The organism is Glycomyces sp. NPDC050141 (assembly GCF_055586545.1).
In genome coordinates this window covers 107,046-120,886 of the sequence record NZ_JBVJHZ010000004.1, presented here as the reverse complement: position 1 = coordinate 120,886, position 13,841 = coordinate 107,046, and the positions used below count along the sequence as shown (strand labels likewise).

General features: G+C 71.0%; 14 protein-coding genes. 10 read left to right on the top strand and 4 right to left on the bottom strand.

Going from position 1 to position 13,841, the window contains the following annotated elements:
- Positions 1-20: 20 nt before the first annotated feature.
- Positions 21-950: a DapH/DapD/GlmU-related protein gene (locus ACZ60M_RS03860; protein ID WP_465414413.1), complete on the bottom strand. Its 930-nt coding sequence runs from the start codon at positions 948-950 to the stop codon at positions 21-23.
- 39 nt (positions 951-989) lie between these two features.
- Here ACZ60M_RS03860 and dapE point away from each other — a divergent pair, with 39 nt between their 5' ends.
- Both dapE and ACZ60M_RS03850 read left to right on the top strand, forming a co-directional pair.
- Entirely contained in the window at positions 990-2,063 is a 1,074-nt protein-coding gene (dapE, locus tag ACZ60M_RS03855) for a succinyl-diaminopimelate desuccinylase (protein WP_465414412.1), read from the top strand.
- Positions 2,060-2,746 carry an LOG family protein gene (locus ACZ60M_RS03850; RefSeq protein WP_465414410.1) on the top strand — a complete coding sequence of 229 codons (687 nt, stop codon included), beginning with the start codon at positions 2,060-2,062 and terminating at the stop codon, positions 2,744-2,746. The genes dapE and ACZ60M_RS03850 overlap by 4 nt, the downstream gene beginning before the upstream one ends.
- A gap of 50 nt (positions 2,747-2,796) precedes the next feature.
- On the opposite strand, the gene folP is transcribed toward ACZ60M_RS03850, so the two are convergent.
- The gene (gene folP / locus ACZ60M_RS03845; protein ID WP_465414408.1) at positions 2,797-3,660 is read right to left on the bottom strand and encodes a dihydropteroate synthase; all 864 of its coding nucleotides are present in this window, start codon (positions 3,658-3,660) and stop codon (positions 2,797-2,799) included.
- A gap of 61 nt (positions 3,661-3,721) precedes the next feature.
- On the opposite strand from folP, the gene ACZ60M_RS03840 reads away from it, so the two are divergent.
- The 8 genes from ACZ60M_RS03840 to ACZ60M_RS03805 all read left to right on the top strand — a co-directional run bounded on the left by ACZ60M_RS03840 (position 3,722) and on the right by ACZ60M_RS03805 (position 11,820).
- Entirely contained in the window at positions 3,722-4,993 is a 1,272-nt protein-coding gene (locus ACZ60M_RS03840; protein ID WP_465414406.1) for a M18 family aminopeptidase, read from the top strand.
- 83 nt (positions 4,994-5,076) lie between these two features.
- Complete coding sequence (locus tag ACZ60M_RS03835) at positions 5,077-7,629, top strand: FtsK/SpoIIIE domain-containing protein (protein WP_465414405.1); 2,553 nt, start codon at positions 5,077-5,079, stop codon at positions 7,627-7,629.
- Positions 7,626-8,285 (top strand): hypothetical protein, encoded by a 660-nt coding sequence (locus ACZ60M_RS03830; RefSeq protein ID WP_465414403.1) that lies wholly within the window; start codon positions 7,626-7,628, stop codon positions 8,283-8,285. Before ACZ60M_RS03835 ends, ACZ60M_RS03830 begins: the two co-directional genes overlap by 4 nt.
- Positions 8,286-8,300: 15 nt before the next feature.
- Positions 8,301-8,699 (top strand): DivIVA domain-containing protein, encoded by a 399-nt coding sequence (locus tag ACZ60M_RS03825; protein WP_465414401.1) that lies wholly within the window; start codon positions 8,301-8,303, stop codon positions 8,697-8,699.
- A 12-nt stretch (positions 8,700-8,711) separates the two neighbouring features.
- Entirely contained in the window at positions 8,712-9,239 is a 528-nt protein-coding gene (locus ACZ60M_RS03820) for a hypothetical protein (RefSeq protein WP_465414399.1), read from the top strand.
- A gap of 184 nt (positions 9,240-9,423) precedes the next feature.
- A complete protein-coding gene (locus ACZ60M_RS03815) occupies positions 9,424-9,591 on the top strand; it encodes a DUF3117 domain-containing protein (RefSeq protein WP_270121184.1) in 168 nt (55 codons plus the stop codon).
- Positions 9,592-10,051: 460 nt separating this feature from the next.
- The gene (locus ACZ60M_RS03810; RefSeq protein ID WP_465414548.1) at positions 10,052-11,278 is read left to right on the top strand and encodes a S1C family serine protease; all 1,227 of its coding nucleotides are present in this window, start codon (positions 10,052-10,054) and stop codon (positions 11,276-11,278) included.
- Positions 11,279-11,346: 68 nt separating this feature from the next.
- Positions 11,347-11,820 (top strand): twin-arginine translocase TatA/TatE family subunit, encoded by a 474-nt coding sequence (locus ACZ60M_RS03805; RefSeq protein ID WP_465414397.1) that lies wholly within the window; start codon positions 11,347-11,349, stop codon positions 11,818-11,820.
- 71 nt (positions 11,821-11,891) lie between these two features.
- Here the strand turns inward: ACZ60M_RS03805 and ACZ60M_RS03800 are convergent, their stop codons facing one another.
- Both ACZ60M_RS03800 and ACZ60M_RS03795 read right to left on the bottom strand, forming a co-directional pair.
- On the bottom strand, positions 11,892-12,422 hold the full coding sequence (locus tag ACZ60M_RS03800) for a DUF4190 domain-containing protein (protein WP_465414395.1): 531 nt from the start codon (positions 12,420-12,422) through the stop codon (positions 11,892-11,894).
- A gap of 116 nt (positions 12,423-12,538) precedes the next feature.
- Complete coding sequence (locus tag ACZ60M_RS03795; protein ID WP_465414393.1) at positions 12,539-13,717, bottom strand: amidohydrolase family protein; 1,179 nt, start codon at positions 13,715-13,717, stop codon at positions 12,539-12,541.
- Positions 13,718-13,841: the final 124 nt, after the last annotated feature.

The following is a 13,841-nucleotide window of genomic DNA, read 5'->3' as shown; positions in this document are numbered from 1 at the left end:
GGGCCTTCGGTGTACTCGGTCTACTGGGCGCTGTGCAGGGCGGCGTTCAGTTCGCCCCACGTGCCCGAGCGCGGGCGCACTTCGAGGACGCCGGTCTGGGTGTTCGTCCAGAACTGCAGGTTGTCCTTGCCCGAGAGGGTCGCGGCCTTGACGACCGTGCCGTCGGGGGTGGTGACCTTGGAACCGGCGGTCACGTAGCAGCCCGCGGCCACGACGCAGTTGTCGCCCAAGGAGATCCCGATGCCGGCGTTCGCGCCGAGGAGGCAGCGCTCGCCGATCGAGATGACCTCCTTGCCGCCGCCCGAGAGCGTCCCCATGATCGAGGAGCCGCCGCCGATGTCGGAGCCGTCGCCGACGAGCACGCCCGCGGAGATGCGGCCCTCGACCATCGAGTTGCCGAGCGTCCCTGCGTTGAAGTTCACGAAGCCCTCGTGCATCACGGTGGTGCCGGAGGCGAGGTGCGCGCCGAGGCGCACGCGCGAGGCGTCGGCGATGCGGACGCCCGAGGGGGTCACGTAGTCGGCCATCGGCGGGAACTTGTCGAGGGACTTGACCTCGAGGACCTGGCCTTCGCCGCGGAGCTTGAGGCGCGCGGCGTTGACCGCTTCGGCCGGGACGGGGCCGAAGTTCGTCCAGGCGTTGTTCGGGAGCAGGCCGAAGATGCCTTCGAGGCTGATCGAGTGCGGGATGACGAACCGGTGCGAGAGCAGGTGCAGCCGCAGGTACACGTCGGCGGTGTCCTCCGGGGCCTCCGCGAGGGATTTGACGTGGACCGACACGCCCTTCGAGGTCGTGCCCGTCGGGTTCTCGCGCTCGAGGTCGGGCGCGGCCACACCGGTCGGGGCCTCGCCGAGGCCCAGGCGGGTGAACCACACGTCGAGGACCGTGCCGTCGGCGGCGACCGTGGCCACGCCGACACCCCATGCTCCGTCAGTCAGGAAATCACTCATGCGAAAAGCCTATCGACGCGGCGGGTAAGGTCTGCGGATGTGACAGTTTTGAGTGAGGCAGTCCTCGCCGACCCGGTCGCGCTGACCAGGGCCCTGTGCGACATCCAGTCCGTGTCCTGGAACGAGGCCGAGATCTGCGACGAGGTCGAGGCGGCCCTCAATCGGTTGGGGCACTTGACGACCGAGCGCGTCGGGAACACGCTGATCGCCCGCACCGAACTGGGCCGGGGGCGGCGCGTCATGCTCGCCGGGCACCTCGACACGGTCCCGGTCAACGACAACTTCCCCACCCGCCTCGACGGCGACGTCCTGTGGGGCCTGGGCACCTCCGACATGAAGTCGGGGACGGCGCTCGCGCTGTGGATCGCCGCGACGGTCCCTGAGCCGAAGTTCGACCTGAGCTTCGCGTTCTACGACTGCGAGGAGATCGAGGCCGAGCACAACGGGCTGAACAAGCTCTCCAAGTCCCGGCCCGAGCTGCTCGCCGCCGACTTCGCGATCCTCCTGGAGCCGACGTACGGGCTCGTCGAGGCCGGATGCCAGGGCACCATGCGGGTCCGCGTGACCACCGGCGGGAAGCGGGCGCACTCGGCGCGTTCTTGGAAGGGCGAGAACGCGATCCACAAGATCGCGCCCGTCCTGCAGCGGCTCAACGCGTACGAGGCGCGCGAGGTCGACGTCGACGGCTGCACGTACCGGGAGGGCCTGAACGCGGTCTTCATCGGCGGCGGTGTCGCCGGGAACGTCATCCCCGACGAAGCGTGGGTCGACGTGAACTACCGGTTCGCGCCCGACCGCGACGAGGCCGCCGCCGAAGCGCATGTGCGCGAGGTCTTCGACGGGTTCGACGTGCACGTCTCCGACACCGCGCCGTCGTGCAGGCCCGGGCTCGACAGGCCCGAGGCCGCCGAGTTCGTGGCCGCCGCCGGGGGCGAGTTCCGTGCGAAACTCGGCTGGACGGACGTGGCGCGCTTCGCGACACTGGGCATCCCGGCCGTGAACTTCGGGCCGGGCGACCCGAACCTCGCCCACAAGCAGGACGAGCGCGTCGAGATCCCGCGCATCCGCGCCTGCGCGGACGCACTGCGGGCCTATGTGGAGGAATCATCATGACGATCAAGCGCCGCATCACCGCCGACGAGCACCTGCTCGACGTCGCCCACCGCGAGGAGTGGAAGCAGAAGGCCTCCTGGCGGGTCATGAAGATCCAGGCCGAGTTCGTCGCGGGCTTCGACACGCTCGAAGCGGCCGAGCTGGGCGAGGCGATCGGCGTGTACGGCTCCGCGCGCACCCCGGTCGACTCCGAGGAGTACAAGCTCGGGATCGAGCTGGGCCACAAGCTGGGCGAGGCCGGGTTCTCGGTCATCACCGGCGGCGGCCCGGGCGCGATGGAGGCGGCCAACCGGGGCGCGGCCGACGCGGGCGTCAAATCGGTCGGGCTCGGCATCGAGCTGCCGTTCGAGCAGGGCATCAACCCCTACGTGGACATCCAGCTGGACTTCCACTACTTCTTCGTCCGCAAGGTCATGTTTTTGAAGTACTCGTCCGGGTTCTGCGCCCTCCCAGGCGGCTACGGGACCATGGACGAGCTGTTCGAGTCCCTGACGCTCGTGCAGACCGAGAAGGTGGGCAAGTTCCCGATCGCCTTGATCGGCACCGAGTACTGGGGCGGCCTGGTCGCCTGGCTGCGTAGCGCGATGGTCGCCGACGGCAAGATCAACCCCGACGACGTGGACCTGCTGCTCGTCACCGACGACCTCGACGAGGCCGTGGCGCACATGAAGCAGGCTCGGTAACGAACGTTCCAGAACGGCCGCCGTGATCCTTCACGGCGGCCGTTCGCGTCTCAGAGGCTGCGGTGCGGGGCCTTCGGGGGCTTGTCGCCCTTGATCGCGGCGACCATGTCGAGCACCTCGCGGGTCGCGGCCACGTCGTGCGCGCGGAAGACCCGGGCGCCGTTCCAGGCCGAGATCGCGGTCGCGGCCAGGGTGCCGTTCAGGCGCCGGTCCACCGGGAGGTCCAGGGTCTCGCCTACGAAGTCCTTGCGGGACAAGGCGACCAGGACCGGCCAGCCGGTCTCGGCGAGCTCGTTGAGGCGGCGCGTGAGGTCGAGGGAGTGGTAGGTGGTCTTGCCGAAGTCGTGCGTCGGGTCGATGAGGACCCCGTCGGCGCGCACACCCGCCGCGACGGCCGCCTCGGCGCGCTCCACCAGCTCGGCGCGAACTTCAGCGACCACGTCGCCGTAGACCGCTTTCGCAGCCACGGTGCGCGGCTCCAGGCCGCCGGTGTGGGAGACGACGAAACCCGCGCCCGTGTCGGCCGCGACCTCGATCACCGTGGGGTCCCAGCCCGCCCACGTGTCGTTGATGAGCTCGGCACCTGCCGCGACCGCCTCGCGGGCGACCTCGCCGCGCCACGTGTCCACCGAGATGACCAGGTTCGGGTGCTTGTCGTGGACCGCCGCGATGAAGGGGACGACGCGGTCGATCTCCTCAGCAACGGAGACCTCCGGGCCGTCACCGGCCTTCACGCCGCCGATGTCGACGATGTCCGCGCCGTGCGCCACCGCGTTGTCGACGGCGGCCACCGCCGCCTCGAAAGCGAACGTGGCCCCCGAGTCGTAGAAGGAGTCGGGCGTGCGGTTGACGATCGCCATCACCGCGTAATCGCCCTCATCGAACACCCGTCGGCCCAGTTTCAACGCTCGCATCCGTCTATGCTGACAGCCGCTGAAGCCACCCGCCAGTGCAAGTCGCCTAAGGAGCACACCGATGCCTCGCTTCGACCGGTCGCACACCGACGACCTCGCCGCGTACATCAAGGCCGGCCCGACCCCGTACCACGCGTGCGCCGAGGCAGGTCAGCGGCTTGAAGCCGCCGGATTCCGGCGGCTCGCCGAGACCGAGGAGTGGCCGCTCGGCTCCAACGGCGACGCGGCCGGGTACTACGTCGTCCGCGACGGCTCGATCATCGCCTGGCGCACCCCGGGCGAAGCGGCCGAGCGGTTCCGGATCTTCGGCGCCCACACCGACACCCCCACGTTCAAGGTCAAGCCGCGCCCCGACACCGGCTCCTCCGGATGGAAGCAGATCGCCGTCGAGGTCTACGGCGGCGTCCCGCACCAGACCTGGCTCGACCGCGACCTCTCCGTCGCGGGGCGGCTCGTCATGCGCGACGGCTCCGAGGTGCTCGTGCACGTCGACCGGCCGCTGCTGCGCGTGCCGCGCCTCGCCATCCACCTCGACCGGGGCGTCAACGAGGGCCAGAAGCTCAACGCCCAGTCGCAGCTCACCCCGATCTGGGGCCTCGGCGAACCGCGCGACGGCGAGTTCCTGGAGTTCATCGCGAAGGAGGCCGGCGTCGACGCCGGGGACGTGTTCGGCCACGACCTCTTCACCGTCGCCCTCGACGAGCCCGCCTACCTCGGCAAGGACGAGGAGCTGTTCGCGGCCTGGCGGCTCGACAACCTCACCAGCACCCACGCCGGTATCGCAGCGCTCATCGCCGCCGAGGACACCGGTACGAACGTGCCCGTGCTCGCCTCGTTCAACTACGAGGAGATCGGCTCCATGACCTACTCGGGCGCCCAGAGCCCGTTCCTGGAGACCGTGCTGCGCCGCCTGTTCGGCGACGACGACGAGCGGTACGCGCGCACGATCGCCGCCAGCGCCATGATGTCCTCCGACACCGGCAACGCGGTCCACCCGAACTTCCCCGAGAAGCACGAGCCCGGCCACCGGCCGGTCCCGGGCGGGGGCCCGATGATCAAGGTGAGCGCGAACCAGCGGTACGCGAGCGGCGCCGAGGAGCAGGCGCTGTTCCGCCGCTCCGCCGACGCTGCGGGCATCCCGTGGCAGACGTACGTGAACCGCAACGACATCCCGGGCGGGACGACGATCGGCCCGATCTCGGGCACGCAGCTGGGCATCCTCACTGTGGATGTGGGCCTGCCGATCCTGTCGATGCACTCGGCGCGGGAGCTGTGCGGCGCCGAGGACCCTGGGCTGCTCGCGGACCTGGCGCTGGGGCTGTTCACCCACTAGAACAGGCCTCCCCGGTATGGTGATTGCGTTGCGTAGACCAGCCTCGGCGAAGCTTGCGAGCCGTAAATGTGCCAGGAGGCGCTTTGACTTGGCGGACCGAATTGGAGCGTGCGGCGGCGCGTGTGCGCGAGGCCGCGGGCGCCGCCGACCAGGCCGAGGAGCTGCTGCGGGGCGACGCTTCGCGTTTGGCCGCAACGGGAGTCGAGCAGCGGCGTTCTGAACTGGCCGAGAAGCTGCGGGCCGTCGCCACCAAGACGGCTACGGGCTGGCTCGGGGACGACCTGGCCGCGATCGCGCCGAATACGCCAGTGTGGACGGATGTGCCTGCGACCGAAGCGGTCCGGATCGGGACGGCCGAGATCGACGACGCCCCTGCGTTCCCGGCGCTCGCGGGCCTGCTCGGCAAGGGCCACTTGGTGTGCGACGGCGACGCCGCCGACCCGCGCGTGGCCGGGATGCTCCAGTCGCTGCTGCTGCGGATCACCGCCGCGCACCCGAACCTCGAACTGAGCCTGGTCGACGGCGTGACCCTCGGTCAGGTGTTCGCGCCCGCCACGGCGCTCGTGGACGCCGGGATCGCCGGTCCGGTGGCCACGGACCACCTCGCGCTCGGCCGGGTCCTCACGGACGCGGAGAAGCGGCTCACGGAGCTGCGGGACATCGCGGCGCGGGGGCAGTCGATCAGCGACCGCCCGTTCCACCTCATCGTGATCGCCGGGCTGCCGCCCGAGGTCGGCAACTCGGTGCGGGAGCGGCTGGCGGCGCTGGCGCACGCGGGGCCGTCGGCGCGGTGCCATCTGGTGCTGTGCGGGTGGAAGCAGCTGCCGCACCGGGAGTCGCTGCCCGCGATCGAGCACGCGACGTACTTGTACTGCAACGAGAGTGACGTGCGGCTGGGGAGCCTGCCGCTGCCGGTGCGGCTCGATGCGGCGCCGTCGCCGGGCCTGGCGCGCGCGGTCTACGGCTCGAGGGCGCAGCAGCGCAAGGAGGCCGGGGAGCTGGGCGTCGGCGATCTGGTGCCGGAGGTGCTGTGGTCGGCTTCGAGCCGGGACGGTCTTTCCACGGTGATCGGGCGCGACTCGGCCGGGAGCACCCAGGGCGGCGACGTGGAGGTCGCGTTCGACGATGCGACGCCGCACTGGCTCATCGGCGGGCGCACGGGCGGCGGCAAGACCGTGTTCCTGCTGGATGTGCTGTACGGGCTCGCGACGCGGTACTCCCCTGCCGAGCTGGAGCTGTACCTGCTGGACTTCAAGGAGGGCGTCTCGTTCACCGAGTTCACGCCCTCGCCGCTGGACCCGTCGTGGATTCCGCATGTGAAAGCCGTTGGGGTGGAGTCGGACCGCGAGTACGGGGTGGCGGTGCTCGGGGCGCTGCGGGCGGAGCTGTCGCGGCGCGCGGGGCTGATGAAGCGGGCCGGGGCGACCCGGCTGGCGCGGCTGCGCGAGCTGCGGCCGGAGACGCCGCTGCCGCGGATCGTGGCGGTGGTCGACGAGTTCCACGTGCTGTTCGCGGGGAACGACCGGCTTGCGGGCGAGGCGGTCGCGCACCTGGAGGAGCTGGCGCGCAAGGGCCGCTCGTACGGGGTGCACCTGGTGCTGGCGAGCCAGACGATCTCGGGCATCGAGGCCCTGTACTCGAAGAAGGACTCGATCTTCGGGCAGTTCCCGCTGCGTGTGGCTTTGCCGGGCGCGAAGCACCTGCTCGATGAGGGCAATGACGCGGCGGACGGGATCAGCGTCGGCCAGGCCGTGATCAATGACGCCGGGGGTATCAAGGGCCGCAACCGGACCTGCCGGTTCCCCGATGCGTCGAGCGCGGAGGACCTGCTCACGGGTCTGCGGCGGCAGCTGTGGGAGCGGCGGGACTCCGATGTGGAGCCGGTGGTGTTCCGCGGTTTCGACGAGCAGCACCTGGAGGACGATCCGCGGTTCGCGGACCTCGCGCCGACCCATGCGCCCGTGGCACTCCTGGGCCGGGCGGTGGACGTGCACATGTCGACGGTGGGGTACCAGTTCGACCGGAGCCCGGGGCGGCACCTGGCCGTGCTCGGTACCTCGGCGGTCGCGGCGGACGTGCTCGCTGCGGCGGCGGTATCGCTTGGGCGCCAGCATGAACCGGGAAGCGTCGCGTTCGAGGTGGCGGCTACCGCCGTCGGCGTGGAGGACACGGCGCGGCAGGTGCTGCGCGAACTGGAGGCGGGCGGGCACGAGTGCCGTCAGCTCGCTCCGGGGTCGATCCTCGGCGGGAAGCGGGAGAAGCCGACGTACCTGGTGTGGTTCGGCGCGGACGGCGCCGACGGGAAGGGCGCGGCGATGCGGGACCTGCTGCTGCACGGCCCGGCCGACGGGGTGCACCTGCTCGGCTGGTGGCGGGGCGCGCGGCGGTTCCTCGACGACATCGGCGGTTCGTCAGGGCGCGAGCACTGCGCGGGGGTCGTGGCGCTCAACATCGCCGGGAACGACCTCGCCGCGATCACCGGCGGCTACGAGCGGGCCTGGGAGGCCCGCACCAACCGGTGCCTGGTGATCGACCGGCACGCTGGCACCGAGACGCTCGCGGTGCCGTTCGTGCGGCCCGGCCGCCTCGACGGGCTGCCGGTCCAGGACGCCCCGGGGAAGGTGGAGTCGCGATGAGCCTCAGCGCATATGAGGACCTGGTGCACGAGCTGACGCGGCTCGACGCCGACACGAACGCGAGCACCGCGCAGGCGACCCGGCAGCTGGAGCGCCGCCGTGAGGCGCTGCGCGAGGTGCGGTCCGAACTGGACGACCAGATGATGGCGGTCGCGGAGCTGTGCGCGCGGTTGCGGCACACTGCGCCCGACTTGACGCCGTCGCAAGTCGACGACAGTGCGGGCGAGTTGCCAGCGCGGCAAGACAACGCCGATGCGGTGCTGGAGCGGGCGAAGACCGCGCTGCGGGAGGCCGAGCTCGCCCGGACGGCGACGGTGCGCGCCGCGCAGCGGCCGACGCTGCTGCCGAAGGCGCACCACGTGCTGCGGGAGCTGCTGGTCTACGGCTCGTGCATGGTGGCGTGCCTCGTCGTGCAGTTCGTGTACTTCGCGGTGACGGGCGGCGAGAGCGAGTCGAAGTGGTGGGTCACGTTCCTGCTGCCGGTGATGGCCACGATCGTGGGGTATGTGCTGGTGGGCATGGCCAACCGGCCGCGCCTGCCGATGCTGGACCGGGCCGGGAAGCCGATCAAGGCGGTCGTCCCCCACAACCCGCGTCTGGGAGTGACCCTCGCGGTCGGCACAATTGCTGTGGTCCTGCTTTTCGCGTGGTTCTAGTCGGAGGAGACTCCTGTGGGTTTCGTGCTGCCGCTCATCGTCGCCGTCATCGGCGTGTGGATCGCCTTCTCGATCGTCGTGTGGGCCACCGGCCGCGACACGCTCCTCGACGTCGCCCCGGCGGGCGCGCCGCTGGGCCTCGGTGAGGGCGAAGCGGTCGATGAGACGGCCGTGGCTTCGGTCAAGTTCGACACGGGTCTGCGCGGCTACCGCACGGACCAGGTCGACGCGGCCCTGAACCGGCTCGCGTGGGAGATCGGCCGCCGGGACGAGCTGCTGGCCGAGATGCGGGCGCGGCTCGGCGACACCGACACTGCGGAGTTCGACGCCGGGTCCGACGAGGACGCCAGCGCCCCTGAGAGTGAGGCAGGGCGCGAGGACGCCGGTGAGACGGCGCCGCGCGACGAGGCGTGATGGGATATGCCCATGCGTTATTGGCTGCTGGCGTTGAACGAGGACGAGTACACGGAGCAACAGGCCTACGAGGTCGAAGCGTTCGCGCCCGCCGCGCGCCCCGGGGGCGCCGCGGACGGCGACGAGGTCGCCTTGGCCGGGCCTGACGGGGTATTCGCGCTCGGCGAGGTCGACGGCGCGGCCGTCAAGTACCGGCGCCGCCTCGAGGAGCCCGCCAAGACCGTCGAGACTGAGCAAATTTACGGCTCCGCAAGCTACGCCGAGACCGACGTCGCAGAAGGCTGGACCGAGCTGAACCCGGAGGCGTGGGAGGACCTGGTCCGGACCCTGCCGACCCCGGAGCGCCGCAGCGACTGGCTCGTGACCCTCTCCATGCCGATCGAGGCGGTGGACAAGGCCGAGGCGGTGCGCCAGTTCTGGTCGTACATCCGCTCGCTCGGGCCGCAGGAGCTGCCGACGTTCGTTTCGCCGTACGGAAGGGAACTTGAGGGTACTTCGTTCCTTTTGGGCGTCGAGCACGAGCAGGACCCGGAGGAGTAAGTGACGGGCCTCATAGTCCGTTAAGAATAATCACTCATGTCACAAACGCCGCTTTCTGGGTGATTTCTACGCAACCTTGTCACATAGACGGAGGGGCGAGTTGGCCCCTGCCCTGTTCATCAGGGAAACTTGATCTAGCAATGTCGAGTCGCAACCTGCGACCTTGGATCGAGGGGAGACCAAAATGGCGGCCATGAAACCGCGGACGGGTGACGGACCACTCGAGGTGGCGCAGGAGGGTCGCGGCATCATCATGCGTGTTCCACTCGAAGGTGGCGGTCGGCTGGTCGTGGAGATGAGCCCGGAAGAAGCAGCGACCTTGAAGAAGGAACTCGAAGGCGCCTTGGAGTAAGACCCGCCTCTTCCACCACCCCCACGGCGGTCACCCCACCGCCGAATCGACCTGATGAGTCCGCCCCGGGCACCGCCCGGGGCGGACTCTCTTTCGTTCCCCGGCCCCGGACCGTCCGGCACCGCACGGAATCGCGGGGCAGGTGAACGAGCGGCATTTCCGGCATAGACTTTCAGTCATGACTTCCGGCACCCAGCCGCCCCAGGCAGATCCGGGCAATCCGCAACACCCCGAACCGGTCGTGCACGCGCCCGGACCGGACGAGGCGGCACCGCAGGACGCGCCCCCGTACGCCGCGCCGCAGCCCGGGACGCCCGGCCCTGCGGCGCACCCGGCCGGACCGTACGAGCCGGCCGTGCAGCCGCCCGCCGCGCCGCACTATGCGGCCCCGCCGCCCGCTGCCGCGCCTCCGGTGTACCTGCCGCCGCAGGACCCCGCCGCTCCTCCCGGGGCGCCCGCGATGGCCGGGCCTCCCCAGCCGCCGTACGCGGCCCCGCAGGCCGACCAGTCGGCCTGGTGGCACCCCGCCGCCGCGTCCGACCCGTGGCGCGACCCCGCCAGCCGCGCCGTCATCGAGACCCGGCCGGTCCCCCACGCGCCCCCGCCCGAGCCGCTCCCGGCCCGCGGGCCGCGCACCAGGCCCGGCCTCGGCATCGTCGTCGCCGTCTCCGCGGTCACCGCGCTCATCGCCGGGACCCTCGGCGCGGCCGTCGGCATCTGGGCCACCCGCTCCGGCTCGGGCGACAACGGCTTCATCGGCGCCGAACCGGAGACCGAGCGCGACGTCACCTCCGTCGCGGGCGTCGTCGAGCAGATCATGCCGTCCGTCGTCACGGTCCTCACCGCCGACGGCGGCAACGGCTCCGGCTTCATCGTCTCCGACGACGGCTACGTCCTGACCAACCACCACGTGGTCGTCGGCGGCGGCACCGAGCCCGCCGACAGCCTCCAGGTGCTCTTCAGCGACGGCAACGTGACCACCGCCGAGGTCATCGGCTCCGACCCCGACTCCGACGTGGCCGTGCTCCGCATCGAAGGCGACGAGCACCCCGCGATGGTCCTCGCCGACTCCGACCAGGTCGCCGTCGGCGACCCCGTGCTCGCCGTCGGCGCGCCCCTCGGGCTCTCCTCCACCGTCACCGAGGGCATCGTCTCCGCGATCGACCGGCCCGTGCTCACCGAGAACAACAACGGCGAGGTCGAGTCGGTCATGGCCGCGATCCAGACCGACGCCGCCATCAACCCCGGCAACTCCGGCGGGCCGCTCACCGACATCGCCGGGCAGGTCATCGGCATCAACACCGCCATCGCCTCCACCGCCGCCGAAGGCGAGGCCGGGAACATCGGCATCGGCTTCGCCATCCCGATCAACCAGGCCAAGCGGATCGCGGACGAGATCATCGCGACCGGATCGGCCAGCCACACCGTGCTCGGCGCCGAGCTCGGAGAATCCGAATTGGGGATCGGCGTGACCCTCGCCGAGGTCGTCGCCGGGTCCCCCGCCGACGACGCCGGACTCCAGGACGGCGACGTCCTGACCAGCTTCAACGGCAATATGGTCGCCGAGAACACCGAGCTGATCGCGCTCATCCGCAAGCTCGCCCCGGGCACCGTCGTCACGGTCGTCTACGAGCGCGACGGACAGGAGCACAGCGCCCAGGTCACGCTGGAAGCGGCAACCGACTGAGTTGGGAGTACGCTAGGCGGAGGTTTTTCAGGTAACAGCTGGCACAGGCAGGCATTAGGAGGATCAGCGTGTTCGGAGGCTTGGGCGGAACCGAGTTCCTGGTCATCATCCTCATCGCGATCTTCCTGTGGGGGCCCGACAAGCTGCCCAAGGCGCTCGCCAACCTGCGCCGGTTCATCTCGAAGGCCCGCACCATGGCGTCCAACGCCGCCGCGGACCTCAGCCGCGAGATCGGCACCGACATCCGGCCCGAGGACCTCAACCCCAAGACCTTCGTCCGCAAGCACATCCTGACCGAAGAGGACCAGGAGATGCTGACGAGCCCGCTGAAATCCACGATGCGCGACCTCCAGGACGGCACGAAGCCGATGAAGGAGAGCCTGACGGAGACCACGCGCGAGGTCGAGAGCACCCGCCGCAGCGTCAACCGCGGCAGCATCACCCGGAAGGCGAACGGCGCCGACGGCTCCGGCGAGGCCGCGGCCGAACCGGCCGCCGCCGAGCGCCGCGACCGCGCCGCCTCCTTCGACGACGTCACCTGATCGGGACCCACAAGAACGCGAAAGCGGCGCGGGCCGGAGCCCGCGCCGCTTTTTTCGCTTTGCAGAGGTCGTTACACCGTCGAGGCGGTGCCCAGTCCGCCGAGCATGGCCATGCCGCTGGTGAACATGATGATGCCGATGACGGCGAGCGCGCAGACGATGATGCCGAGCACGAGCCCGGTGATCGCCTGGCCCTTGCCCGCGGCCTGGCCCGCGTTGATCTTCTTCAGGGCGACGCCGCCGAGGATCGCGGCGATGATGCCGAGGACCAGGCTGGCGAAGTTGATGTACGGGATGCACAGGCCCGCGACGGAGATGATGCCGGTGACCATCGAGCCGATCGCCTGGCCCTTGGGCAGCTGCGGGCCGTAGCCGGGCGCGCCGTAGGCCGGCGGGTAGCCGGGCGCCTGCGGCGGGAGCTGCGGGGCCGGGCCGGGGCCGTACCCCGGCTGCTGCGGCGGGTAGCCGGGCTGCTGGGGCTGGTAACCGGGCTGCTGCGGCTGCGAGGGGTTCTGGGGCTGGGAACCGGGCTGGCTGCCGTACGGGTCGTACTGGAAGCCGCCCTGACCGGACTGGTCCCCAGGAGGCGGAGGATAAGTCATCGCTATAGCTCTCTGCTCGGGCGGAATCGACGCGGGAGGTTCACGATAGCCGACCTCCGCCACGCGCGGGGACGAGGCCGGTTCAGGAAAGCCGCATAAGGCGCAGGTCAGGCGTTTTACTTGGGGGCCTTGAGGAGCCGGCCGCGCAGGACGATGAGCGCGGGGTCGCGGACGGCCGCGAGGTCGGCGCGCGGGTCCCGTTCGTAGACCACGAGGTCGCCCAGATCGCCTGGGATGCCGAGCCATTCGCGGGCGCGCCAGGACGAGACGGCGAGGACGTCGGCGGCGGGGATGCCGGCCCGCTCGTGCAGGAGGTGCATCTCCTCGGCGGCGAGGCCGTGGTCGATGCCGCCGCCCGCGTCGGTGCCGAGGTAGACCTGCACGCCCGCTTCCCAAGCGGCGCGGACGACCTCGGGGAAGCCCTGCTTGAGCCGGCGCATGTGGTCGGCGTAGCGGGGGAACTTGACGTCGGCCCCGGCGGCGATGTCGTCGAACGTCTCGATGTTGATCATGGTGGGCACCAGGGCGATGCCGCGCGCGGCCATGCGGTCGAGGAGGTCGGGGGCGAGGCCCGTGCCGTGCTCGATCGAGTCCGCGCCCGCCTCGACGACGCAGGCGACGGCCTCCTCGGAGAAGGTGTGCACCGCGACCTTCGCGCCTTCCGCCTGGGCGGCATGGATGGCGGCGGTGAGGATCTCGGGCTCGAACGACGGGGCGAGGTCGCCCCGGTCGCGGTCGATCCAGTCGCCGACGAGCTTGACCCAGCCGTCACCGAGCTTCGCCTGGCGGGCGAGGGCGGCGACCGCTTCGTGGGGCTCGCATTCGAGGCCGATGCCGCGCAGGTAGCGGCGTGAGGCGGCGATGTGGTGCCCGGCGCGGATGAGGCGCGGGAGGCCGTCCTCGCCGACGAGTTCGGGGTACGGGTAGGGCGATCCGGCGTCGCGGATGGCGAGGACCCCGGCGTCGCGGTCGGTATAGGCGAGCTCGCGGGCCTCGTCGAGGCTCTCGATCGCGATGGGGCCGCGGCGGATGCCGATGTGGCAGTGGGCGTCCACGAGCCCGGGCAGGGCGAACCCGGAAGTGGCGACCGTGCGGGCGCCGGGCACGGGATCGAAGGTGATCCGGTCGCCGTCGACGTACACGTCGCGGACCGTGTCGTCCGGGAGCCAGACGACCCTGAAATGGAGGGGCTGGCGCGCAGCGCCTTCCGGTTCGGGGGAAGACGACGCAAGCGTCGTCGGAGGGTGGGGCGACGGGTGCGGGTGCGGGTGCTCAAGCGGTGCGAGTGCGTTCATCGCCTCGCAGTATCGCCCGCGGCCCGCCCACCTGCCCGCCCTGGGTGGGAAGTTCCCGCCACTATCGCGCCCGGCCCCGACAAGACGGCGCTTGCCGGAGCCCGGCCGTGACGGAGCACACGCC

Excerpts from the sequence above, each read along its gene's own strand:
- ACZ60M_RS03860 (WP_465414413.1), bottom strand. The coding sequence starts at position 950 with ATGAGTGATTTCCTGACTGACGGAGCATGGGGTGTCGGCGTGGCCACG.
- ACZ60M_RS03800 (WP_465414395.1), bottom strand. The coding sequence starts at position 12,422 with ATGACTTATCCTCCGCCTCCTGGGGACCAGTCCGGTCAGGGCGGCTTC.
- ACZ60M_RS03795 (WP_465414393.1), bottom strand. The coding sequence starts at position 13,717 with ATGAACGCACTCGCACCGCTTGAGCACCCGCACCCGCACCCGTCGCCC.
- ACZ60M_RS03815 (WP_270121184.1), top strand. The coding sequence starts at position 9,424 with ATGGCGGCCATGAAACCGCGGACGGGTGACGGACCACTCGAGGTGGCG.
- ACZ60M_RS03850 (WP_465414410.1), top strand. The coding sequence starts at position 2,060 with ATGACGATCAAGCGCCGCATCACCGCCGACGAGCACCTGCTCGACGTC.
- ACZ60M_RS03820 (WP_465414399.1), top strand. The coding sequence starts at position 8,712 with ATGCGTTATTGGCTGCTGGCGTTGAACGAGGACGAGTACACGGAGCAA.
- ACZ60M_RS03840 (WP_465414406.1), top strand. The coding sequence starts at position 3,722 with ATGCCTCGCTTCGACCGGTCGCACACCGACGACCTCGCCGCGTACATC.
- ACZ60M_RS03810 (WP_465414548.1), top strand. The coding sequence starts at position 10,052 with ATGGCCGGGCCTCCCCAGCCGCCGTACGCGGCCCCGCAGGCCGACCAG.
- folP (WP_465414408.1), bottom strand. The coding sequence starts at position 3,660 with ATGCGAGCGTTGAAACTGGGCCGACGGGTGTTCGATGAGGGCGATTAC.
- ACZ60M_RS03830 (WP_465414403.1), top strand. The coding sequence starts at position 7,626 with ATGAGCCTCAGCGCATATGAGGACCTGGTGCACGAGCTGACGCGGCTC.